The organism is Bosea sp. OAE506, from assembly GCF_040546595.1.
Lineage (GTDB): Bacteria > Pseudomonadota > Alphaproteobacteria > Rhizobiales > Beijerinckiaceae > Allobosea.
This window is the reverse complement of the sequence record NZ_JBEPOB010000001.1, coordinates 2,036,915-2,059,193: the sequence shown is the minus strand read 5'-3', so window position 1 is coordinate 2,059,193 and position 22,279 is coordinate 2,036,915. Positions and strand designations below refer to the sequence as shown.

General features: G+C 69.0%; 26 protein-coding genes. 13 read left to right on the top strand and 13 right to left on the bottom strand.

Translation table 11 applies throughout. The features are described 5' to 3' along the window. The first annotated feature begins 29 nt into the window (after nt 1–29). The 10 genes from bchL to hemA are packed head-to-tail and all read left to right on the top strand — an operon-like array spanning nt 30 to nt 8,463. Nucleotides 30–860, top strand: a complete 831-nt coding sequence (bchL, locus tag ABIE41_RS09985; protein WP_210321031.1) for a ferredoxin:protochlorophyllide reductase (ATP-dependent) iron-sulfur ATP-binding protein — start codon at nt 30–32, stop codon at nt 858–860. After that, nucleotides 860–1,561, top strand: coding sequence for a magnesium protoporphyrin IX methyltransferase (gene bchM, locus ABIE41_RS09980; protein ID WP_192643800.1), 702 nt, complete (start codon nt 860–862; stop codon nt 1,559–1,561). Before bchL ends, bchM begins: the two co-directional genes overlap by 1 nt. Continuing rightward, on the top strand, nt 1,558–2,991 hold the full coding sequence (locus ABIE41_RS09975) for a BCD family MFS transporter (RefSeq protein ID WP_192643801.1): 1,434 nt from the start codon (nt 1,558–1,560) through the stop codon (nt 2,989–2,991). The genes bchM and ABIE41_RS09975 overlap by 4 nt, the downstream gene beginning before the upstream one ends. 39 nt (nt 2,992–3,030) lie before the next feature. Then, nucleotides 3,031–3,807 (top strand): photosynthetic reaction center subunit H, encoded by a 777-nt coding sequence (puhA, locus tag ABIE41_RS09970; RefSeq protein ID WP_210321018.1) that lies wholly within the window; start codon nt 3,031–3,033, stop codon nt 3,805–3,807. After that, a complete protein-coding gene (gene puhB, locus ABIE41_RS09965; RefSeq protein WP_192643802.1) occupies nt 3,804–4,466 on the top strand; it encodes a photosynthetic complex putative assembly protein PuhB in 663 nt (220 codons plus the stop codon). The genes puhA and puhB overlap by 4 nt, the downstream gene beginning before the upstream one ends. A 10-nt stretch (nt 4,467–4,476) precedes the next feature. Then, a complete protein-coding gene (puhC, locus tag ABIE41_RS09960; RefSeq protein WP_192643803.1) occupies nt 4,477–4,950 on the top strand; it encodes a photosynthetic complex assembly protein PuhC in 474 nt (157 codons plus the stop codon). A gap of 26 nt (nt 4,951–4,976) precedes the next feature. Further along, on the top strand, nt 4,977–5,267 hold the full coding sequence (locus ABIE41_RS09955) for a hypothetical protein (RefSeq protein WP_192643804.1): 291 nt from the start codon (nt 4,977–4,979) through the stop codon (nt 5,265–5,267). After that, a complete protein-coding gene (gene acsF, locus ABIE41_RS09950; RefSeq protein ID WP_192643805.1) occupies nt 5,264–6,343 on the top strand; it encodes a magnesium-protoporphyrin IX monomethyl ester (oxidative) cyclase in 1,080 nt (359 codons plus the stop codon). Before ABIE41_RS09955 ends, acsF begins: the two co-directional genes overlap by 4 nt. Nucleotides 6,344–6,355: 12 nt before the next feature. Then, a complete protein-coding gene (puhE, locus tag ABIE41_RS09945; RefSeq protein ID WP_192643806.1) occupies nt 6,356–7,222 on the top strand; it encodes a putative photosynthetic complex assembly protein PuhE in 867 nt (288 codons plus the stop codon). A gap of 29 nt (nt 7,223–7,251) precedes the next feature. After that, nucleotides 7,252–8,463: a 5-aminolevulinate synthase gene (hemA, locus tag ABIE41_RS09940; protein WP_192643807.1), complete on the top strand. Its 1,212-nt coding sequence runs from the start codon at nt 7,252–7,254 to the stop codon at nt 8,461–8,463. 6 nt (nt 8,464–8,469) lie between these two features. Here hemA and ABIE41_RS09935 read toward each other — a convergent pair whose 3' ends face one another. Beyond that, nucleotides 8,470–9,009, bottom strand: coding sequence for a TetR/AcrR family transcriptional regulator (locus ABIE41_RS09935; protein ID WP_192643808.1), 540 nt, complete (start codon nt 9,007–9,009; stop codon nt 8,470–8,472). Nucleotides 9,010–9,127: 118 nt separating this feature from the next. Here ABIE41_RS09935 and ABIE41_RS09930 point away from each other — a divergent pair, with 118 nt between their 5' ends. Continuing rightward, entirely contained in the window at nt 9,128–9,568 is a 441-nt protein-coding gene (locus ABIE41_RS09930; protein ID WP_192643809.1) for a DUF4267 domain-containing protein, read from the top strand. 83 nt (nt 9,569–9,651) lie between these two features. Here the strand turns inward: ABIE41_RS09930 and pufM are convergent, their stop codons facing one another. The 11 genes from pufM to ABIE41_RS09875 form a co-directional block, all read right to left on the bottom strand. Continuing rightward, nucleotides 9,652–10,620 carry a photosynthetic reaction center subunit M gene (gene pufM, locus ABIE41_RS09925; RefSeq protein WP_192643810.1) on the bottom strand — a complete coding sequence of 323 codons (969 nt, stop codon included), beginning with the start codon at nt 10,618–10,620 and terminating at the stop codon, nt 9,652–9,654. Nucleotides 10,621–10,695: 75 nt separating this feature from the next. Next, complete coding sequence (gene pufL / locus ABIE41_RS09920) at nt 10,696–11,520, bottom strand: photosynthetic reaction center subunit L (RefSeq protein ID WP_192643811.1); 825 nt, start codon at nt 11,518–11,520, stop codon at nt 10,696–10,698. Nucleotides 11,521–11,647: 127 nt separating this feature from the next. Next, nucleotides 11,648–11,848, bottom strand: a complete 201-nt coding sequence (gene pufA / locus ABIE41_RS09915; protein WP_192643812.1) for a light-harvesting antenna LH1, alpha subunit — start codon at nt 11,846–11,848, stop codon at nt 11,648–11,650. 15 nt (nt 11,849–11,863) lie between these two features. Next, a complete protein-coding gene (gene pufB / locus ABIE41_RS09910; RefSeq protein ID WP_066726453.1) occupies nt 11,864–12,082 on the bottom strand; it encodes a light-harvesting antenna LH1, beta subunit in 219 nt (72 codons plus the stop codon). Nucleotides 12,083–12,209: 127 nt separating this feature from the next. Next, nucleotides 12,210–12,446 carry a hypothetical protein gene (locus ABIE41_RS09905; protein WP_192644343.1) on the bottom strand — a complete coding sequence of 79 codons (237 nt, stop codon included), beginning with the start codon at nt 12,444–12,446 and terminating at the stop codon, nt 12,210–12,212. A 67-nt stretch (nt 12,447–12,513) separates the two neighbouring features. After that, nucleotides 12,514–13,965 carry a chlorophyllide a reductase subunit Z gene (bchZ, locus tag ABIE41_RS09900; RefSeq protein WP_192643813.1) on the bottom strand — a complete coding sequence of 484 codons (1,452 nt, stop codon included), beginning with the start codon at nt 13,963–13,965 and terminating at the stop codon, nt 12,514–12,516. After that, complete coding sequence (gene bchY / locus ABIE41_RS09895) at nt 13,965–15,503, bottom strand: chlorophyllide a reductase subunit Y (protein ID WP_192643814.1); 1,539 nt, start codon at nt 15,501–15,503, stop codon at nt 13,965–13,967. Before bchY ends, bchZ begins: the two co-directional genes overlap by 1 nt. Nucleotides 15,504–15,511: 8 nt before the next feature. Beyond that, the gene (locus ABIE41_RS09890) at nt 15,512–16,483 is read right to left on the bottom strand and encodes a chlorophyllide a reductase iron protein subunit X (RefSeq protein ID WP_192644301.1); all 972 of its coding nucleotides are present in this window, start codon (nt 16,481–16,483) and stop codon (nt 15,512–15,514) included. Between the two features lie 41 nt (nt 16,484–16,524). Continuing rightward, nucleotides 16,525–17,457 carry a chlorophyll synthesis pathway protein BchC gene (gene bchC / locus ABIE41_RS09885; protein WP_192644302.1) on the bottom strand — a complete coding sequence of 311 codons (933 nt, stop codon included), beginning with the start codon at nt 17,455–17,457 and terminating at the stop codon, nt 16,525–16,527. Between the two features lie 111 nt (nt 17,458–17,568). Beyond that, the gene (locus ABIE41_RS09880; protein WP_192643815.1) at nt 17,569–18,735 is read right to left on the bottom strand and encodes a methyltransferase; all 1,167 of its coding nucleotides are present in this window, start codon (nt 18,733–18,735) and stop codon (nt 17,569–17,571) included. Between the two features lie 2 nt (nt 18,736–18,737). Then, on the bottom strand, nt 18,738–19,607 hold the full coding sequence (locus ABIE41_RS09875) for a polyprenyl synthetase family protein (protein ID WP_192643816.1): 870 nt from the start codon (nt 19,605–19,607) through the stop codon (nt 18,738–18,740). A gap of 96 nt (nt 19,608–19,703) precedes the next feature. On the opposite strand from ABIE41_RS09875, the gene crtD reads away from it, so the two are divergent. Further along, complete coding sequence (crtD, locus tag ABIE41_RS09870) at nt 19,704–21,242, top strand: 1-hydroxycarotenoid 3,4-desaturase CrtD (protein WP_192643817.1); 1,539 nt, start codon at nt 19,704–19,706, stop codon at nt 21,240–21,242. A gap of 155 nt (nt 21,243–21,397) precedes the next feature. Continuing rightward, complete coding sequence (locus ABIE41_RS09865; protein WP_354191868.1) at nt 21,398–22,111, top strand: hydratase; 714 nt, start codon at nt 21,398–21,400, stop codon at nt 22,109–22,111. On the opposite strand, the gene ABIE41_RS09860 is transcribed toward ABIE41_RS09865, so the two are convergent. Continuing rightward, entirely contained in the window at nt 22,089–22,265 is a 177-nt protein-coding gene (locus ABIE41_RS09860; protein ID WP_192643818.1) for a hypothetical protein, read from the bottom strand. The genes ABIE41_RS09865 and ABIE41_RS09860 overlap by 23 nt on opposite strands. Nucleotides 22,266–22,279: the final 14 nt, after the last annotated feature.

Genomic DNA, 22,279 nt, shown 5'->3' with positions numbered 1-22,279 from the left:
AGGACGGCGAGGGCTCGGTCCAGGTCCAGATGGACCAGCTCATGGCCTGCGAGAGCGCCAAGGTCTTCGCCGTCTACGGCAAGGGCGGCATCGGCAAGTCGACGACCTCCTCCAACCTGTCCGTCGCCTTCTCGAAAATGGGCAAGCGCGTGCTGCAGATCGGCTGCGACCCCAAGCACGATTCCACCTTCACCCTGACCAAAAAGCTGATGCCGACGGTCATCGACGTGCTCGAGACGGTAAACTTCCATTCTGAAGAGCTGCGCGTCGAGGATTTCTGCTTCGAGGGCTACAACGGCGTCATGTGCATCGAGGCCGGCGGGCCGCCGGCCGGCACCGGCTGCGGCGGCTATGTCGTCGGCCAGACGGTGAAGCTGCTCAAGGAGCACCACCTGCTCGAGGACACCGACGTGGTGATCTTCGACGTGCTCGGCGACGTCGTCTGCGGCGGGTTCGCGGCGCCCCTCCAGCATGCCGAGCGGGCGGTCATCGTCACCGCCAACGACTTCGACTCGATCTTCGCGATGAACCGCATCGTCGCCGCCATCAAGGCGAAGTCGAAGAACTACGAGGTCCGCGTCGGCGGTGTCATCGCCAACCGCTCCGCCGGCACCGACGAGATCGACCGCTTCAACGCCGCCACTGGCCTGAAGCGCCTCGCCCATTTCCCCGATCTCGACGCCATCCGCCGCTCGCGGCTGAAGAAGGCGACGCTGTTCGAGATGGGCGACGCGCCCGAGGTCGTCGCCGTCCAGCGCGAATACATGAACCTCGCCGAGCAGCTCTGGGCCGGCGGGCCGGCGCTCGACGCCCGCCCGATGAAGGATCGCGAGATCTTCGATTTCCTGGGGTACGAGTGATGGCGGACGCCAACTACATCCAGCGTCGCGGCGAGTTGCAGACCTATTTCGACCGCACCGCGGTCGATGCCTGGGCGCGGCTGACTACCGACGCGCCCGTCAGCGGCATCCGGGCCACGGTGCGCGCCGGCCGCGACGCCATGCGCAACAAGCTGCTGGCCTGGCTGCCCCATGACATTCGCGGCGCCCGCATCCTCGACGCCGGCTGCGGCACCGGGGCGCTGGCCGTCGAATGCGCCCTGCGCGGCGCCCATGTCACCGCCATCGATCTGTCGCCGACGCTGGTCGCGCTGGCGCAGGACCGCAGCCCGCGCAAGCTCTGCGGCGGTTCGATCAGCTTCCGCACCGGCGACATGCTCGACCCGGCGCTGGGCCGCTTCGACCATGTCGTCGCGATGGATTCCCTGATCCACTACAAGGCCGCCGACATCGTCGGCGCGCTCTCGCGCCTGGCCGAACGCACGGCCGGCTCGATGCTCGTCACCCATGCGCCGCGCACGCCGGCGCTGACGCTGATGCACTGGGCCGGCCTCGCCTTCCCGCGGGCGGACCGTGCGCCTGCGATCGAGCCCGTCAGCTCGGACAGCCTCGCTCGGGCCATCGCCGGCGAGCGCAGCCTCGCGCCGTGGCGGATCGGCCGCAGCGAGCGGGTCTCCAGCGCCTTCTACAAATCTCAGGCCCTGGAGCTCGTCGCCCGATGAACCCGGTTTCGGCCGCCTTCGTGAAGGGTCTGACGCGGATCGGTCCGCGCTGGCTGCCCTTTGCCGATGCGGCCTCGCCGGAACTGCCGCTGGGCCGGATCCTGCGGCTCTCGCTCTTCCAGATCGCGGTCGGCATGGCCACCGTGCTTCTGGTCGGCACCCTCAACCGGGTCATGATCGTCGAGCTCAACGTCTCCGCGACGCTGGTGGCGGCGATGGTCTGCCTGCCCTTCCTGTTCGCGCCGTTGCGCGCGCTGATCGGCCACCGCTCCGACATGCATCGCTCGGTGCTGGGCTGGCGGCGGGTGCCCTATATCTGGTTCGGTTCCCTGCTGCAGTTCGGCGGGCTCGCAATCATGCCCTTCGCGCTGCTGGTTCTCTCCGGCGACGGCGTCGGCCCGGTGCTCTACGGGCAGATCGGGGCGGCGCTCGCCTTCCTGCTGGTCGGTGCCGGCCTTCACACGACGCAGACGGCGGGGCTCGCGCTCGCCACCGATCTCGCCACGCCCGCGACCCGCGCCCGCGTGGTCGCGCTGCTCTATGTCACCCTGCTGCTCGGCATGGTCGCGAGCGGGCTGGTCTTCGCCTGGCTGCTGGCGGATTTCTCGCCCCTGCGCCTGATCCAGGTCGTCCAGGGTGCCGCCGTCGTCACGATGGCGCTGAACGTCATCGCGCTGTGGAAGCAGGAGGCCCGCAACCCGGCCCTGACCCGCGCCGATCGCGAACGCCCCGCCTTCGCCACCATCCTGCGCAGCTTCGTCGCCCGGCCGGGAGCGACGCGCTTCCTCGTCGCCGTGGCGCTCGGGACCGCGGCCTTCAACATGCAGGACGTTATCCTCGAGCCCTATGGCGCCCAGGTGCTGAAGCTCAGCGTCAGCGGCACGACGATGCTGACCGCGCTGCTCGCTCTGGGCTCGCTGGCCGCCTTCGCCCTGGCCGCGCGCGCCCTGAATGCGGGCGTCGATCCCTACCGTCTCGCCGCACTGGGCCTCGTCTTCGGCCTGGTCGCCTTTCCCTGCGTGATTTTCGCGGGCACCATCGAGACACCAGGCCTGTTTCGCTTCGGAACGGTGCTGATCGGCTTCGGCGGCGGCCTGTTCTCGGTCAGCACGCTGACGATCGCCATGGAGCTCGACGACGGCCCGCAGACCGGTCTCGCCGTCGGCATCTGGGGAGCCGCCCAGGCCACCGCCGCGGGAATAGCCATCGCGCTGGGCGGTGCGATCCGGGACGGTTTCGCCGCGCTCGCGAGCAGCGGCGCGCTCGGGCCGGGCCTGTCCGATCCGGCCGCTGCCTATAATGCCGTCTACCACATCGAGGTCGCGCTGCTCTTCGCCACGCTGGTCGCCATCGGCCCGCTGGTGCGAAGCGCTGCCGTCGCGCGGCCTCTTCCCCCGACACGGTTCGGCCTGGCGGAGTTTCCAGGATGACCGCGACCCGACCGAAGACCCTGCAAGGAGGGCTCTCTGATGCGTGAGATCATGGGATATATCGACGTCGCCCAGGTCACGATCTGGTTGTTCTGGCTGTTCTTCGCAGGGCTCGTGGTCTATCTGCGCCGCGAAGACCGGCGCGAGGGCTATCCGCTCGAATCTGACACCCATCCCGGCAAGTTCCTGCCGCCGAGCCTTGTCTTCTTCCCGGCGCCCAAGACCTTCCGCCTTTCCAACGGCACCTCCGTCCAGGCGCCCAACGGCCGGCCCGACGGGCGGGTCCTGGCGGCGCGGCCGACCGCGAAATTCCCTGGCGCCCCGCTGGCCCCCACCGGCGCCAACCCGATGCTGGATTCGATCGGCCCCGGCTCCTGGGCCGAGCGGGTCGACGCTCCTGAGATGAGCTACGACAACCACATCAAGATCCTGCCCGTGCGCGTCGCCACCGGCTACGCGGTCTCGGCCGAGGAGGATCCGCGTGGCTATGACGTCATCGGCGCGGACATGAACGTGGCCGGCAAGGTCGTCGATCTCTGGGTCGACCGCTCGGAGGCGCTGCTGCGCTACTTCGAGGTCGCGCTCCCGAGCGGGCGCAACGTTCTGCTGCCGGTGACCTTCTCCGACATCAAGCGCGGCGTGAAACCCGGCATCGGGCGCATCAAGGTCGAAGCGCTGCTGGCCAGCCAGTTCGCCGACGTGCCGGCCCTTCGCAAGCCCGACTCCGTCACGCGGCTCGAGGAAGAGAAGATCTGCGCCTATTACGGTGCCGGCACCCTCTATGCGACGCCTCACCGCGCGGAGCCGCTGCTATGAGCCAGGACGACTTCGCCTTCGAGCCGATCCCCGGCCTGCCCGCCCTGCCGCCGGAGGGCGAGACGATCCTCTGGCAGGGCAGCCCCGACTGGCGCGGCCTCGCCTGGCGCGCCTTCCATCTGCGCGAGGTCGCCTGCTATTTCGGCGCCCTCGTCGCCGCCCAGCCGGTGCTAGCGCTGGTGCAGGGCACGCCGCTCACCGCCACGCTGCTGCCGATGACCTGGCTCGCCCTGGCGGGCAGCGTCGCGGCGGGCCTCCTCGCCGGCCTCGCCTATCTGGCGGGCCGCGGCACCGTCTACACCATCACCAGCCGGCGCCTCGTGCTGCGCTTCGGCATCGCCCTGCCGATGACGATCAACCTGCCCTTCTCACTGGTTGCCCAGGCGGGCCTGAAGCTGCGCCGCGGCGGCAGCGGCGACATCCCGGTCAGCCTCCTGCCGGGCGAGCGCGTCTCCTACATCGTGCTCTGGCCCCACGCCCGGCCCTGGCGGCTAGGCCGCCCGGAGCCCATGCTGCGCGAACTGCCCGAGGCCGAGCGCGCCGCCGCCATCCTCGCCCGTGCGCTCGCCGCCCATGCCGGGAGCGCGGTTTCCCTGCCCCAGCCCGCGACCGCCGCCAACGATGCGCGGCTGCCGCAGGGCATGGCCGCCGCGAGCTGAGGAGGCGGCGATGAGCGACACCGCCCTTCCCCCTCAACCTGCCGCCAGCCTGTCGCCCCCGCGCTGGACGCTGGTCGGCATGGCCCTGCTGGTCGTCGCGACGATCGCCATCGCCGGCCTCGCGCGCCAGACCGGCATCGGCGCCACCGGCATCCCCGACAGCCCGACCGTCGCGCGGGCCGATCTGCGCTTCGAGGACCGCGAGGACGGCTCTGTCCTGGTCCGTGACGGCTCCGGCCGGGTGATCGAGACGATCGCCATCGGCGCCGACGGCTTCATCCGCGGCACGATGCGCAGCCTCGCGCGCCAGCGCAAACAGGCCGGCCTGCCGCGGGACTTGCCCTTTCTCCTGGAGCGCCGCGAGAATGGCCGCCTGAGCCTGAGCGATCCCGCCACCGGCGGCCGAATCGAGCTCGACGCCTTCGGCCCCGGCAATGCCGCCACCTTCGCGCGCTTCCTGTCCTCTCGGGAGAACCGCTTATGACCGACTTCACTTTGACGGAAAGAACCATGGCCGAGCCGAAGCAGTTCGACGTCGGCTGCACCATCGAGGTGTCGCACACCTTCGAGAGCCTGCACGCCCATGTCACGCTGGACGGCGACGTGCGCATTCGCCCCGGCGACGAGGTCATCGTCCATGGCGAGCCGATCAAGGTGCCCTATGGCGAGGTGCAGACCTTCCGCCGCATGGCCACCGTCAAGCGCGCCGGCTGGCTGGAGCAGCTCTGGACCAAGATCTCCGGCCGCGCCGAATTCATGGAGCTGCTGGAATTCAGCTTCTCGGAAAGGACCAAGCTATGACCGCTGCAACCCTTTCGGCCGGCGCCATGCGCGCGGCCCCCAATGAAGCCACCCGCATGGCCCAGCAGGACACCATGCTGACGCCGCGCTTCTATACCACCGATTTCGACGAGCTCGACAAGATCGATGTCACGCCCGTCCGCGCCGAGTGGGACGTGCTGATCGCCGAGATGAAGAGCGACCCCAACAAGGGGCATTTCACCCGCAACGCCGACTGGAAGCTGGAACTGGAGAAGATCCCCGAGCCGCTGCGCAAGGAGTTCATCGACTTCCTGGTGTCGTCGCTGACGGCCGAGTTCTCCGGCTGCGTCCTCTATGCCGAGATGCGCAAGCGCGGCACCAACCCCGACATCTGCGAGCTGTTCAAATACATGAGCCGCGACGAGGCCCGCCATGCCGGCTTCATCAACGACGCGCTCAAGGAGTTCAGCATCGGCGTCGATCTCGGCTTCCTGACGAAGGCCAAGAAATACACCTTCTTCAAGCCGAAATTCATCTTCTACGCGACCTATCTCTCCGAGAAGATCGGCTATGCGCGCTACATCACCATCTTCCGGCACCTCGAGCGCCATCCCGACAAGTGCTTCCACCCGATCTTCCGGTGGTTCCGGGAGTGGTGCAACGACGAGTTCCGCCATGGCGAGGCCTTCTCGCTGCTGATGCGGGCCAACCCGCATCTGCTGACCGGCGGCAACAAGCTCTGGGTGCGGTTCTTCCTGCTCGCCGTCTACGCGACGATGTATGTGCGCGACCATGTCCGGCCGGAGTTCCACAAGGCGCTCGACATCGACCCGACAGAGTATGATTTCGAGGTCTACCGCATCACCTCCGAGATCTCCCGCCAGGTCTTCCCGGTCGTGCTCGACACGCAGAACCCGAAGTTCCGCGCCGGGCTCGAGCGGGTCCGCATCCTCGCCGGCAAGATCGCCGAGGCCTCCGAGCAGGGTGGACTGGCCGCGCAGATCCGGATGCGCGCCTATCAGGCCCAGGTCGGCTACGCGCTGCTGAAGCTCTACCTGCTGCCGACGATCAAGAACGAGATCCCGCGCACCAGCCGCCTCCAGCCGGCCTACTGAGGGAGCCGCGCCTTGGTCACCATCGGCCTGCCGATCGTCGCGACACTGATCGCCTGGTGGTTCTCCACCGGGGCGATCCTCTATCTCGACGGGCTGCCGAAGGCGACCTTCCGCTGGAGCATGGCGGGCGGCACGCTCGCCTTGCTCGCAGCCCTCTGGGGCCTGGACGTCACCGCCAGCGACACCAGCGTCGCCGGCGCCTATCTCGCCGTGTTCTGCGCCCTCGTCGTCTGGGGCTGGAACGAATTGGCCTTCCTGCTCGGCTATGTCGCCGGCTCGACCCGGGAACCCTGCGACCCGACCTTGCGCGGCTGGCCCCGCTTTGCAGCGGCGACGCGGGCGATCCTGCATCATGAGTTGGCGCTGCTCGCCTCGCTGGCGCTGGTTGCGCTGCTCACGGCCGACGGGGCCAACCGGTTCGGCCTGGCCACCTTCGCGCTGCTGTTCGCCATGCGGCTCTCGACCAAGCTCAACATCTTCCTCGGCGTGCCCAACACGACGGTCGAGTTCCTTCCCGACCACCTCGCCTATCTGAAGAGCTATTTCCGCCACCGCGCGATGAACCTGCTGTTCCCGCTCTCGGTCACCGCCGCGACGCTGATGAGCGCGTGGCTCGTCCACAGCGTGGTGCGCGCGAGCGACCCCTTCGCCGTCACGGGCTTCGTCCTTCTCGCGACCTTCGCCGTCCTCGGGCTCCTGGAGCACTGGTTCCTGGTGCTGCCCCTGCCGATCGCCGAGCTCTGGGCCTGGGGCCTGCGCTCGCGCGATGAAGCCGGCTCCGAGCCCGCAGCGCCCGCGACCCGGCCGTCCCTGCCCGTTCCCTCCACCACCGGCCTCGCGACCCCGCGCGCCGTTCCCCCGCCAACCCTCGTCGCATAGCGCGACAGCGCGCTCCCAGGAGGCCGCCGATGGACTACGAGATGTTCTTCCGCAAGGAACTCGACGGGCTCCACAAGGAAGGCCGCTACCGCGTCTTCGCCGATCTGGAGCGCAAGGCCGGCCAGTTTCCCCGCGCCACCTTCCATGGCACGGACGGGCCGCGCGACGTCACGGTCTGGTGCTCCAACGACTATCTCGGCATGGGCCAGAACCCCGACGTGATCGCGGCCATGCATGGCGCGATCGATGGCTGCGGCGCCGGCGCCGGCGGCACGCGCAACATCAGCGGCACCAATCACTACCATGTGCTGCTCGAGCGCGAGCTCGCCGATCTCCACGGCAAGGAAGCCGCGCTGCTGTTCAACTCGGGCTACATGTCGAACTGGGCCTCGCTCTCGACCCTGGCCTCCCGGATCCCGGATTGCGTCGTCGTCACCGATGCGCTGAACCACGCCTCGATGATCGAGGGCATCCGCCATTCGCGCGCCGACAAGGTCGTCTTCGCCCATAACGACCCCGACGATCTGCGCCGAAAGCTGCAGGCCATCGATCCGCGCCGGCCGAAGCTGCTCGCCTTCGAATCCGTCTATTCGATGGATGGCGACATCGCGCCGATCGCGGAATTCTGCGACCTGGCCGAAGAGTTCGGCGCGATGACCTATATCGACGAGGTCCATGCGGTCGGGCTCTACGGCCCGCGCGGCGGCGGCGTCAGCGAGCGCGAGGGCATCAGCCACCGCCTCGACGTGATCGAGGGCACGCTCGCCAAGGGCTTCGGCATCATGGGCGGCTACATCGCGGCCAGCGCCGCCACCTGCGACTTCATCCGCAGCTTCGCCTCGGGCTTCATCTTCTCGACCTCGCTGCCGCCGGCCCTGGCAGCAGGCGCCCTGGCCTCGGTCCGTCACCTCAAGACGAGCCAGTCCGAGCGCGCCGGCCAGCGCGACCGCGTCGCGGCCGTCCGGGCGCGGCTGGATGCCGCCGGCATCCCGCACATGCCGAACCCCAGCCACATCGTGCCGGTGATGGTCGGCGATCCCGTGCTGTGCAAGCGCATCAGCGACGAGCTGCTCGAGCGCTTCGACATCTATGTCCAGCCGATCAACTATCCGACCGTTCCGCGCGGCACGGAGCGGCTGCGGATAACACCCTCGCCGCTTCATTCCGACGCCGACATCGAGGCGCTGGTCGGCGCCCTCGGGGCGATCTGGGGCCAGGTCGGGCTGCGCCGCGCAGCCTGAGACGGTTCAGGCCGTGGCGCGGGAACGGCAGGCGCTCAAGATCGCCTCTGCCAGTGCCGGGTCAGCCACGGCACGCGCCAGCAGGATGCCGCCGGCGCACAGAGCCAGGATCGCGAGCGCGCTTTCGCGCTCCTCCGGCGGCGCCAGCATCGCCGCGACCTGATCCATCCCCTGCGCGTAGATTTCGCGCGTCGCCGTATCGGCACGCGCAATGTCCGCGCTCAGCGCCGGTAGCAGGCAGCCCTGCTCGACGGCGTCGCGGTGCTGCATCGACAGATAGCGCTGCGCGAAGCTGATGGAATCGCCGCCAGCGGCGCGTTCAGCCTCCGCGCTGGCCAGCAGGCGGAGCATTCCCTCCTCGACCACGGCAGCAAACAGTTCGGCCTTCGAGCCGAAATGCGCATAGACCGCGCCCGAGGTTTGGCCGGCCTCCCTGGCGAGTCCATCGATCCCGATCCCGGTCATCCCCTCCCGCCGAAACCGCTTTGCCGCCGCCGCGACGAGCGCTGCGCGCGCAGCCTGCTTCTGGTCCGGACGCATCCGCATGAAACCTCCAACAATAACGATCGCTATCTTTAAATTGACAGATAGCGATCGTTATCTTATCCAGAACCCGTCTTGTCGAGCCCGCGCCGCGTCTTCGACAGCTTTCGGGAGCATTCTCATGACCTCCAGCCCTTCCGTTGCCGCATCACCTCACCAGCTGCATTACTGGCGATCGCCGGCGATCTGGATCGCCCTCATCGCCGCCCTCGCCTTCCTGGTCGCTGGCCTGCGCTTGATCATGCTGCCCTCCGCTGCGTCGGCCTCGTTCGGCATGCCGATGGTCAGCGACAGCGAGACGCTCTTCGTCCAGGTCTACGGCTCACGCACCGTCCTGTTGGCGCTGGTCGCGATCGCACTCATCGTCGCCCGACAGCTCGTCGGCCTCGTCGCGCTGCTGACGCTGGCGCTGCCTCTGCCGCTCTTCGACATCTGGTTGCTCTCGACCCGCCATGGCTTCGGCCCTGAGCTCGGCCGCCATCTCGCCTATCTGGCCTTGCTGGCGCTGACCGTGGGGATGCTCTGGTGGAAAGTCCTGGGCGACCGTCGGGCCAGGGTCTGACCGCTCGCCACGAAAAAGGGAGGCCGTTGCCGGCCTCCCCAGGGATCGTCCGCTCGGTCGCGGTCGAGGATGATGCGGCTGGCTCAGGGCCGCGCGGGAGGGACCGGCGTCGCCGGCCACATCGTCGGGTCGCTCGGCGCGAACCGGTGCTTGATCGCCCACTCGTACCAGTTGTCGACGGCGGTGCCCGTGAGCAGGATGCCGATGCCGCCGGTCAGCGTGCACAGCACCGCGAACCACCAGGCCCAGCGATGGATCGACTCCATCGTCGCGTTGAAGCCCATCGTCCAGCGCCAGAACAGGGCGGCGCGCTCCGAGGCCGTGCCGCGGTCGACGATCTGCTCGATCTCGCGATCGCCGCCATAGCGCGAGACCGCCAGGATGGTCGCGCCATGCATCGCGAAGAGCAGCGCCGAGCCGTAGAGGAAGGCGATCGAGAGCGCGTGGAACGGGTTGTAGAAGAGGTTGCCGTAGCGCAGCGAGAAATTCTGCGTCCAGTCGAGATGCGGGAAGATGCCGAAGGGCACCGCCTCGCTCCAGCTCCCCATCAGCAACGGCCGGATGAAGCCGAGCACGAGGTAGAGCCAGATCGCCGAGGCGAAGGCCCAGGCCACATGCGTTCCCATCCCGAGCGCCCGCGCCCGGTTATAGGTTCGGACCCACCAGAGCAGGATGGAGGTCGTCAGGAAGAAGCCGGCAAGCAGCCACCAGCCGCCCTCCTTCAGCGGCGGCAGGATCTTGAGCCCATGTTGCGGCAGCGGCGCCGCGAGCTGGAGCCAGAACAGCTCGCGCACGAACCGGATCGGGTCCCAGTTCACCGAGGCCAGCATGTTGAGGCCGATGATCTCGAAGGCGATGATGCCGCAGACGATCGAGGTGACGCCGGTCCAGCCGAGATAGATGGGGCCGACCTGCGCGTCGCCGATCATGCCGAAGAGGTGGACGACGCGGGTCGCCGAGCCGCGCCGCGTGCCGCGACCGGGGATCGGGACGCCCAGATCCGGCGCGCCATGGATCTGAACCCGGGTGAAGATGTTCTGGTAGGTTGCCATCGCCTTGATCCTTGGAGAACCGGGATGAGGTGGGTGGCGGCGCGCGGCGTGGCCGCGCGTCGCGGGAGAGCGGGCTCAGCGCCAGATCGAGAAGTGGCGCGACAGGTCCCACCACTCGGCCCAGCCCTCGCTCCAGTAGGGCCCGCTGATCACGATGCAGACCGCGCTCCAGAAGGAGGCCGAGACCGCCAGGAAGAGGCCGAGCCGGTGAACGCCGAGCGTGCCGATCGAATAGCCGATCGTGTCGCGGAAGAAGCTGTTCTCGTGCTCCGGCGTCTTCACCGGCTCGCCGCGCTTCGGGTTCGTGGCCGACAGGATCAGGCCGCCATGCAGCGAGAGCGCCAGCGCGCTGGTGAAGAAGAACGACACGGCGATCATATGCGCCGGGTTGTAGTGGAACTGGAGATACTGGTAGCCGACATTCGACACCCATTCGAGATGGCTGAAGATGCCGTAGGGAAAGCCATAGGCCCAGGATCCGAGCAGGAAGGGCCGCACGATCACCAGCGTCACATAGGCGAGGATCGCGAAGCCGAAGGCCACGGGTACGTGATAGCCCATGCCGAGCTTGCGGCAGATCTCGACCTCGCGCAGCGCCCAGGAGACGAAGGAGCCGGTCGCGCAGATCGTGATAATCTGCCAGAGCCCGCCTTCCTTCAGCGGCGCGAAGCGCAGACCGTATTCGGGCTGGGGCGGGTTGATCGAGATCAGCCAGGGGTTCCAGGTCGGCCCGATCGCCGCGCCGTAGAACACCAGGGCCGTGCCCAGCGCCGCGAAGAACACGGTCGCGACACCGAAGAAGCCGACATAAAAGGGGCCGACCCAGAAGTCGAAGAGATCGCCTCCGATCAGCGTGCCGCCTCTGACGCGGTATTTGCGTTCGAAATTGAGCAGAGCCATCGTCGCATCCCTCCGCGGGCGCCGGCATGCATGGCCGCGCCTCGTCTGAACGGTTTGGTCCCGGCGCGAGCCGGTCGGAGCGGCAGACGGGACCGGGACGAACCCTGCACCCCGTCCGCCAGTGTCGTCAGCCGATCCGCGAGATCGTCACATCCGAGGTCGGAGCCTCGATCTGCAGCACGGCGGCGGCTTTCTTCGGCCCCTCGATCCAGTTGAACCTGTTCGTCGAGAGCAGGATGAAATGGATCAGGATGGCGAGCCCGAAGAGGAAGGTGAACAGCGCGATCAGCGTGCGACGCGGATCGAACAGCAGCCAGATTTTCCACATGGTTCCGCTCCTTCCTTATGAGATCAGCGAAACGGCGGTGGTCAGGGCCGTCTTCACGCCTTCATCGAGGGACGCATATCCGTTGGGTCCGGGCAGCCAGGGCCGCCATGACCAGACCAGGAAATGCGCGATCACGGCGATGACCGTGAAAGCGATGAAGCTCGTGATGAAGAAGCCGTGGAATTCCTTGGCTTCCGCTTCGGTCAACCCTGACAGTGAGTCTCTCTCTGTCATGATCTTCTCTCCTTTGGCCTTGCGGCCGTTACCGCACGAAGCCGTGCGGCTGGCTGCCGGGCTTTGACCCCCGGCAGTTCCTCCCGCCCGAACCGGGCGAAAGCGCTTGCCCCCTCGCGTCCCGGCTTCAGCCCATGAACATGAAGGGAATGGTGGCGTTGGCCTGGGCGCGAGCCTGGGCGACGAGCGAGATCCGCGGGCCGGCGGGGGCAGGGCTGACGAGCCTCTGCACCAGCGCCGCCGCGAGGAAGAAGGGCATCGAGAGGGCGGTCAGCCGCCGGCACATGCGCCGGTCGGAGGCCAGCGACTTCACCCGGCGGAGATGGTCCTGCTCCGAATGGCGCGCGGTGAACTGCATGGTCATGCGAATCTCCTCCCCTCGGGAACGGTTCTGGTGCGGCGGTCTTGCCGCCGAAGCTGGCTCGGTGCGCTCATGCGAAGGCTCCTTCGCGGCTGGCGACACGATCGACATGGTCGGCCTGGACCCGGGCGGCGCCGGCCTGCCGGGCGCGGGCCTCGGCGGCATCGCGCAGGCGCTTGGCGGCGGAAATCCGCACCAGCACCGGCTGCCGCTCCAGGCAGTCCTCGAGCAGAGCCTTGGCCTCTTCCGACCAGGGCAATTCGCGATGCAGGCGCGCAGGCGTCGCCTCGACGGCGTCCATCTGCGTGCCCAGCGGCAGGATGTGGAAGAGCGCGTCGAACAGTGCGTTGCAGACCTCCTGGACCAGGTAGGTCGCGCCCGCATAGCCCATGAAGGGCGTGCCGGTGTGCCGGCGGATCACGGCGCCGGGGAAGGAGGCGGGGATGTAGATCCCGCGCCCGCCGGCCTCGGCCATGTACATGCGCTCGTTGAAGGAGCCGAACAGCACCAGCGGCGGCTTCTCCTTGAGCGAGGCGCGGACGGCGTCGTTGTCGGATTTCTTGCCCGCGCAGCGCGACGCCGAGAAGGTGCAGGGCAGGCCCATTTCCGTCTCGAGGAAATGGCGGATGCCGCGCGCATAGGTCTCGTTGGCGACGATGGCGAAAGAGGCTGTACCGAAGAAATCCTGCGTCACCGAGCGCCAGAGATCCCAGAGCGGCTTGATCGTGGTGTGCTTCTCGCGCTCGATGAAGGGCTCCGGATCGAGCCCGAGCAGCTCACCCAGCGAGCGCAGGAAGGCGGTCGTCGAATGCAGCCCGATCGGCGCCTGCAGATAGGGCCGCTCGAGCGCCTCGCAGAGCAGGCGGCCATATTCGCGATAGAGGCAGACATTGACCTCGGCATCGGCCAGCCGCTGCACCTGCGACAGATGCGAGCCGAGCGGGAAGGTCATGTGGACCTCCGCGCCGATGCCCTCGATCAGGCGGCGCACCTCGGCGAGGTCGGAGGGCATGTTGAACATGCCATAGGCCGGGCCGATGATGTTGACCTTGGGCTTAGCGCCCTCCTTGCGCGGCTTCGCCTTGGGGACGATGCCACGCTTGGCGCCATATTCGCCCCAGAGCCAGAACAGCGCGCGGTCGGCGCATTGCCACTGGTCCTCGTCGATCGTGCGGGGCAGGAAGCGCTGGATGTTGGTGCCTTCCGGCGTCACGCCGCCGCCGATCATCTCGGCGATCGACCCGGTGACGACCACGCTCGGCAGATGCGGATCGAGCACCGCATTGGCACGCTTCATCGCGCCCTCGGTGCCGTGCTGACCGAGTTCCTCCTCGGCGAGGCCGGTGACGACGATCGGCAGCTCATGCGGCGGCAGCGCATCGGTGTAGTGCAGCACCGATGTGACCGGCAGGTTCTCGCAGCCGACCGGGCCGTCGATGACGACCTGCAGGCCCTTGATGGCGCAGAAGACGTAGACCGCCCCCCAATAGCCCCCGGCCCGATCGTGATCCTGGATCAGCATCACGGAATCTCCTCGGCCGCCGCCTTCGCCTTGGCGGCGCGGCGGGCGAACTTCTCGCGGAAATCGGGATGCAGTTGCGGCGTGTCCTGCCAGGTGCCGGCGGTGTCGCCCTCGCCGACGCCGGCGAAGAAGGCCTTCATCGCGTCCATGCGGCCCTTGTTGCCGATGGCGGCATTGACGACCTGGGCGAGCGAACCCGCGCCGGCGGGCCCGAAGAGTGGCCGCGCCGAGATCAGGTTGGTGAAGTAGAGCGCGGGAATGCCGAGCTGCTTGGCCTTCTGCACCACCGGCGTGGTGCCGATCGCGAGATCGGGCTGGAACTCGGCCATCGCCGCGAGATCCTGCTCGAGCGTGGCGCGGAAATTGACCATCACGCCGCGTGCCGCCAGCCATTCCCGGTCGGGCTCCGACCAGGGCGTGCGCGGGCAGGCGGTGCCGACATAGCGCAGGTCGGCGCCGCTCTCGACGAGCAGCCGCGCGACCAGAAGCTCCGAACCCTCATAGCCCGACAGCGTGATCCGGCCAGTGATCGGCATCGCGGAAAGCGCGCCGCGGATCGCCGGGACCAGCCGGTTCTGCGCGGCCTCGACCAGGGGCTTGGCGACGCCGCAGGCCGCGCCGATCGCCGAAAGCCAGGCGACCGTGCCCTCGACGCCGACCGGGCCGGAGCCGACGATGCTGCGACCGGCCGCTTCGAACTCGCGGATGGAAGCCGTGTAGAAAGGGTGGATCGCCGCGACGACCGCGCAGTCGAGCGCGGCATAGAGCTCGCGCCACTCCCGCGTCGGCACGACCGGGCCGGCCGCCAGACCCAGAGGCTCCAGCATCATGCCGATGCCGACGGGGTCGGCCGGAAACATCTCGCCGAGCAGGGTGACCGTCGGACGCTCCTCGCGGCCGGCGCGCGGCGCCTGGACCGGGCCGGCCTCGGCCTCCTTGCGGGCGTAGGACAGCATGGCGCCTGCCAGCACGTCCTTCGCCTCGGCATGGGTCGGCACGCCGAAGCCCGGCACGTCGATGCCGATGATGCGGACGCCGTTGATCTCCTTGGGCAGCAGTCGCAGCGGCACGCCCGACGCCGACGGGACGCAGAGATTGGTGACGACGATCGTGTCGTAGAGCGCGGGGTCGGCGAGTTGGAACACCGCCTCGCGGATGTCCTCGAACAGCTTGCCGGTGACCAGCGTCTCGGAATTGAACGGCACATAGCCGACCGAGCGCCGCGCGCCGTAGAAATGCGAGGTGAAGGTCAGCCCGTAGACGCAGCAGGCCGAGCCCGACAGCACCGTCGCAGTGCGCCGCATGCGCAAGCCCACCCGCAAGGAGCCGAAGGCCGGGCACATGCTCTGCGGCTTGTCATGGGGCCCGACAGGATAATCCTTGGCAAAGCGCTCCAGCATCTCGGCATTGCCGGCCGCGGTCGCTGCGCTGCGCATCGCCTCCTTGCCGGAGTGGCAGCCCAGCCCGTCGCCTTTCGTCGCCGCCGCGTTGATCGCGGGGGCGGTGGCGGCATCGGGAAGAGGCTGGTGCACGGTCATGATGCGCCTCAGACCTGGTCGTAGACGACTTCGAGGGTCGCCTTCTTGAGGGCGGAGGGGCCGCACATGTCTTCCAGCGTGGCGGGCACCAGCACGACGTCGCGACCGGTGCTTTCGCTCGAGAACAGGGAGAGCAGCGCGTCCTGCGTCAGCGGCGTCGGCCGCACCGGCGGCGCCTCGGAGACGTTCAGTCCCAGCTCCTCGAACAGCGGCGCCCAGACATCGCCGGGCCGTCCGATGATCTCGTAATTGGCGCTCTTCTTGCGGATGTCGTCATTGGCGGGAATGGCGGCGAGAACCGGAATCCCGACCTTGTCGCAGAAGGCCTGCGCCTCGCCGGTGCCGTCATCCTTGTTGATGACCATGCCGGCGACGCCGACATTGCCGCCGAGCTTGCGGAAATACTCCACCGCCGAGCAGACATTGTTGGCGACGTAGAGGCTCTGCAGGTCGTTGGAGCCGACGACGATGACCTTCTGGCACATGTCGCGGGCGATCGGCAGGCCGAAGCCGCCGCAGACCACGTCGCCGAGGAAGTCGAGCAGGACGAAATCGAAGCCCCAATCGTGGAAGCCCAGCTTCTCCAGGAGCTCGAAGCCGTGGATGATGCCGCGCCCGCCGCAGCCGCGGCCGACCTCAGGTCCGCCGAGCTCCATCGCGTAGACGCCGTCCCGCTTGAAGCAGACATCGCCGATCTTGACGTCCTCGCCCGCCGCCTTCTTGCGCGAGGAGGTCTCGATGATGGTCGGGCAGGCCTTGCCGCCGAAGAGCAGCGAGGTGGTGTCGGATTTCGGATCGCAGCCGATCAGCAGGACCTTCTTGCCCTGCTGGGCCATCATGTAGCTGAGATTGGCGAGCGTGAAGGACTTGCCGATGCCGCCCTTGCCGTAGATCGCGATGATCTGCGTTTCCTTGGTCGGGGCGGTCGTGACGACCGCGTCCTGGGGCTGGGCGGCCTCGTCGCGCAGGCGGGCGGCCATGGCGGCGGCGGGCGAGGGAACGGGATTTCGGATCTGGATGTTCACGAGCAGGCACTCCAGTCCAGGATCATCTTGAGGCAGGACGGATCGCTGAAAGCGGTGCGATAGGCGGCCGGCGCGTCATTCGCCGGGGCGCTGTGGGTGATGAGCCCGTCCAGCGAGAGCCGTCCGTCGGCAATCAGCGTCATGACGATGTCGAGGTCGGTCTGGCGCCATTCGGCGGCGACGCGCAGCCGCGCCTCGCGCATGAAGGCGGGCGGGAAGGAAAAGGCGATCGGCTGGTCGTAGAAGCCCGCGAGCACGATCTCGCCCTGGGGCGCCAGACTTGCGATCAGCGTGTCCAGCAGCGAGGCGTCGCCGCTGACGTCGCAGATCACGCGATAGTCCTTGCGGGCGTCCGCCTCGGCGGAGACGACCGTGTAGCCTTGCGCCTGCGTGGTCCGCAGCGGGTTGCTTTCCCAGACGACCGGCTGGCCGCCATGGGCGAGAACGAGCCGGGCGAGCAGCCGTCCGAGCACGCCATGGCCGATGATCAGCTCGGGAAGCGCGCCACCGGCCAGCGCATGCTGGGCCGTGGCCGCAAGCGCCAGCAGCACGCCGGACGGACCGAGCGTCTCGGGGATCGGCACGGCCTTGGCGCCGGCTACGACGAGATGAGAGGAGGCACCGCCGAACAGGCCGCGCGCTTCCTTGAAGCCGCGGGAGCCGGGCACGAAGACGAGCTCGCCGACGCTGCGTCCAGAGGACTGGCCCGCCTGGATGACCCGGCCGACCGATTCGTAACCCGGCACCAGCGGATAGCCCATGCCCGGGAAGGGCGGCATCCGGCCCGACCAGAGCAGGCGTTCGGTGCCGGTCGAAATGCCGCTCCAGGCCGTCGCGACGACGACGTCGCCATCGGCAGGCGCAACGAGTTCCAGTTGGCTGAGAACCAGATGCTCGGGCCTTTCGACGAGGACTGCCAGCGCATGCATCGGGGACAACTTTCGGGGTCGGGGAGCCAGCCGCTCTGGCCGCGCTCCGTCGCCTGAGTGTCAAGCTATCGGAACACAGTCATGTGTCAATCTTAAATTACACATGAGTTGTCAGGCAGCGCGGGCGGTCATGCCGCCGGTCAGCAGCGGCCGCCGCGTGCGCAGTGTGCGGATGTCGGTGAAGCCGGCCTCCTGGAGGAAAACCGTCAGTTCCTCGGGGCTGCGGGCACGGCCGCTGCCCATGGCGAGCAAATAGAAGGCGAAATAGGCCTCGGCCATGCGCCGGGTCACGGGCGAGCCAGCCATCGGCTCCGCGATCAGCAGCGTGCCTCCGGGCGCGAGCGCGGCGCGCACCCGCTTCAGAAGCGCGCGCACCGCCGCGTCGTCATGATCGTGAAGAACCCGAACCAGCGTCGCGAGGTCGGCGCCTCCCGGCAGCGAGTCGCGGTGCATGTCGCCTCCCGCGACTTCGGCGCGCAGCGAAAGACCCTCCGCCGCGAAGCGCAGCCGCGCTCGCTCGGCAACGGCCGGCAGGTCGAACAGCATCAGCGCCGGTGCCGCGGCCTGGGCGGCGACGCGGCAGAGGAAGGCCCCCTCCCCGCCGCCGACATCGAGGATCCGGCGATGCTGCGAGAAATCGTAGGCCGCCAGGATGTCGTCGGCGACGAAATGCTGGGACTGCGCCATCAGCGCGCTATAGGCCGCGACCTCTGCGGGCGGCGCCGCCGCCGGTTGGTCGGCCGTTGCATAGGCCCAGTAACCCGACAGCGCGGTGGGCCGGCTCTCGCCCCGCAGTAGAGCCAGCGGATCGGCGAGATCGTCATAGAGCAGGCGGTGATGGGCGATCATGGCGCCCACGCCAGGATTGCCGAGCAGCGCGGCCCCCAGCATGGCGAGGCCATAACGTCCTCCGCTGCGCCGCTCGACCAGATCGAGCGCAGCCGCCGCGCCCAGCAGCCGCTCGGTCGCGGCCTCCGTCAGCGAGAGCCGGGGCGCCAGCTCGGCGGCGCTACGGGGCGCCTCGTCGAGGATGCGGAACAGGTCGAGCTGGATGCAGGCCTGCAGCACCTGCGCGTAGACGAAGCCGGCGCAGAGATCGAACAGCGCCTGCGACTGTCGCTGCGCGATCGGCTTGGTGAGGGGAAAGGAGGCGGCGAAGCGCTGGAAGCGCGGGCTCGCCACCAGGCGGTTGCGCCATCCCGCCAGCCGGTCGGCCAGCGAGACCGGCTGGGCCGGTTCCGCGACAGGCCCGGCGGCTGGGACCGAGGCCGGGCGCATGGTCAGGCCGCGCGGCGCTGCAGGCTCTCGGGCAGGAAGCTCTTGGCCGTGAGGCCGATCAGCGTGCCGAGATCCTGCCGGCCCGGGCAGGCGGGGATGGCGGCGATCGCCTCCAGCACCAGCGCATCGAGATGCGCGATCGCCGGGCCGAGGCCATGAGCCAGCGCATAGTTCGGGCGCAGATGCGCGGCATCCTGCCCGCAAGGCTTGCCCAATTCCTGCGGTGTCGCCGCCACGTCGCGGATATCGTCGGCGACCTGGAAGGCCTCGCCGAGCTTTTCGCCGAGCCAGCGCCAGTCCTGATGCGCGACGCCCGCGGCCGCAGCACCGGCCATCGTCGCGCCTGCAAACAGCGCCCCGGTCTTGGCCTGGTGATAGAGCGCGCAGTCGATCGCGGCCTCCGATTCCCAGGCCTGCCCGGCCACGATCCCGCCACGGCTGCCGACAGCGCCGCCGACGACCCGCAGCAATGTGCCGAGGCTCTGCGGCCGCCGCGCCGGCGCCTCGGCCAATGTCTCGAAGGCCAGCACGATCAGCGCATCGCCGGCCAGAACCGCCAGCGGCTCGCCATAGGCCTTGTGCAGCGAGGGCTTCCCGCGCCGCATATCGGCATCGTCGAAACAGGGCAGGTCGTCATGGACCAGCGAGGCGCAGTGCAGGAACTCGATCGCCGCCGCCGCCGCACTGGCCATGGCAGGGTCGGCATCTTCGCAGGCCCGCGCCACGGCCAGCGTCAGCCGCGGCCGGATGCGCGCCCCGCCGGGAAACACGGCATGGCGCATCGCCTGAGCCAGCAGCGGGGGGCAGTTCTGACGGTGACCCGCGGCCAGCGCCGCCTCGAGGGTCTGTTCGATCCGTGTCCCGGTATCCATGCGACCCTCCGAATGAGCGTTCTTTCAAACTGACATTCTATGTGTCAATAAGAGTGGACAGTTTCGCGATGAAGTCAACGGGGACGCGGAGGGCGAGTGAACACGCGACGCATCGTCGTCATCGGCGCCGGAATCGGCGGGCTGGTCTCGGCCCTGCTGCTCGCTGCCCGCGGCTTTGACGTCACCGTGGTCGATCAGGCGGCTGGCCCCGGCGGCAAGATGCGCGAGGTCGCCGTCGGCGGGCGCAGGCTCGATGCCGGCCCGACCGTGATGACGATGCGCTGGGTCTTCGACCGCGTCTTCGCGGAAGCCGGCGCGTGCCTCGACGATCATCTGGCCCTGACCCCGGCTTCCATCCTCGCCCGCCACGCCTGGAGCGAAGGCGAGCGGCTCGACCTCTTTGCCGACCGCGCGGCCTCGGCCGATGCGATCTCCGCCTTCGCCGGCCCCGCGGAGGGGCGCAACTACCTCGCCTTCTGCGACCAGGCGCGCGGCCTGCACGATGCGCTGAAGGACAGTTTCATGGCGCGCGAGCGGCCGAGCCTGCTCGGGCTGGTGCAGCATGCGGGGCTGGCTGGCCTGCGCCAGCTCTGGGGCGCGAGCCCCTTCGGCACACTCTGGGACGCGCTCGGAAACAGCTTTCAGGACCAGCGCCTGCGGCAGCTCTTCGGCCGCTACGCCACCTATTGCGGCTCCTCCCCCTTTGCGGCGCCGGCGACGCTGATGCTGGTCGCCCATGTCGAGCAGGAGGGCGTTTGGCTGGTCGAGGGCGGGATGCACCGGCTCGCACAAACCCTGGCCGCGCTCGCCGAAGCGAAAGGCGCAACGCTGCGCTATGGCGAGGCCGTCAGCGAGATCCTGGTCGAGGGCGGCCGCGCCGCCGGCGTGCGCCTCGCCGGAGGTGAGGTCCTGCGTGCCGACGCGATCGTCAGCAATGCGGACGTGAACGCCATCGCCATCGGCCGCTTCGGCCCCGACGCCAGCCGCCACGCGCCGCCGACGCGGCCGACGCAGCGCTCGCTCTCGGCGGTCACCTTCGCCATGGTCGCGCGCACCTCCGGCTTCCCGCTGCAGCGGCACAACGTCTTCTTCTCGAACGACTACGCCGCCGAATTCGACGCAATCTTCCGCCAGGAGCGGCTGCCGTCCGAGCCGACCGTCTATGTCTGCGCGCAGGATCGCGACGAGTCCGGCCATGCACCGCACGGCCCCGAGCGCCTGCTCGTCCTGGTCAATGCCCCACCGAGCGGCGACCGTTCCCGCTTCCCGCCAGAGGAGATCGAGACATGCCTGCACAGGAGCCTCGCGCGGCTGGCGCAATGCGGGCTGGCGGTCTCGCCCCAGCCGGATGCGACGCTGGCGACCCAGCCGGCGGATTGGGAGGCGTTGTTTCCCGGGACGGGGGGCGGTCTCTATGGCCGCTCGACGCATGGCGCGATGGCGAGCTTCGAGAGGCCGGGCTCGCGCAGCCGCCTGCCGGGGCTCTACTGGACGGGCGGCAGCGTCCATCCGGGGCCGGGCGTCCCGATGGTGGCGTTGTCGGGCCAGCTGGCGGTGCAGAGCCTCGTCGCGGACCTCGCTTCGACATCCCGGTCCCGTCCGGCGGCTATGCCTGGTGGTATGTCGACGCGCTGAGTGACGACGGCCGCTACGGGCTCAGCATCATCGCCTTCGTCGGCAGCGTCTTCTCGCCCTATTACGCCTGGGCGCGGCGGCGGGGACGGCACGACCCGCTGGATCATTGCGCGCTGAATGTCGGTCTCTACGGCCCCGGCGCCCGCCGCTGGACCATGACCGAGCGCGGCCGGCGCCATGTCGATGTCGGGCCTGAGCGCTTCGTCATCGGCCCCAGCGCCCTGCATTGGGACGGGTCGTCGCTGACCATCGCGATCGACGAGATCGGCATGCCGCTGCCGGTGCCTCGCCGGGTCCGCGGCACGGTCCGCGTCACGCCGCAGGCGATCACCGACCATGTCGTGACGCTGAACCCCGACGGCGCCCATCGCTGGTGGCCGGTCGCCCCGCTCGCCAGGGTCGAGGTCGCGCTGGAGGATCCCGCGCTGCGCTGGAGCGGCTCCGGCTATTTCGACATGAACCAGGGCAACGCGCCGCTCGCCGACGGCTTCCAGAGCTGGCACTGGTCGCGGGCCGCGACGGCCGGCGGCGCCGCCGTGCTCTATGGCGGCACGCGCCGGGACGGCTCGGCCTTCGATCTGGGCTGGCGATTCGACGACGGCGGCCGCGCGACCCCCCTCCAGCCGGGCCTGACCGCCGCCCTGCCCAGGAGTGGCTGGCGCATCGCACGCGAGACCCGCAGCGACCGTGGCCGGCCGGCCGCGCTGGTGGAGACGCTGGAGGACACGCCCTTCTATGCGCGCTCGCTGGTGAAGACCTCGCTCGCTGGCGAGAGCGTCACCGCCATGCATGAAAGCCTGTCGCTCGACCGCTTCGCCAACCCGGTCGTGCAGGCGATGCTGCCCTTCAGGATGCCGCGGAGGTCTTGACCGTCGGGTCGGCGCCCGCCCGCGCGGCCTCCGCCGCCTTGGCGGCGTCCTTGGCCTTTTCGCGGCGCAGGTCCCAGAGCTGGTAGAAGCCGAAGCCGAGGCACAGCCCGAGCGTCAGGACCATCTCGGCGATGATCAGCGCACTGGACGACATCGGACAATTCCTCC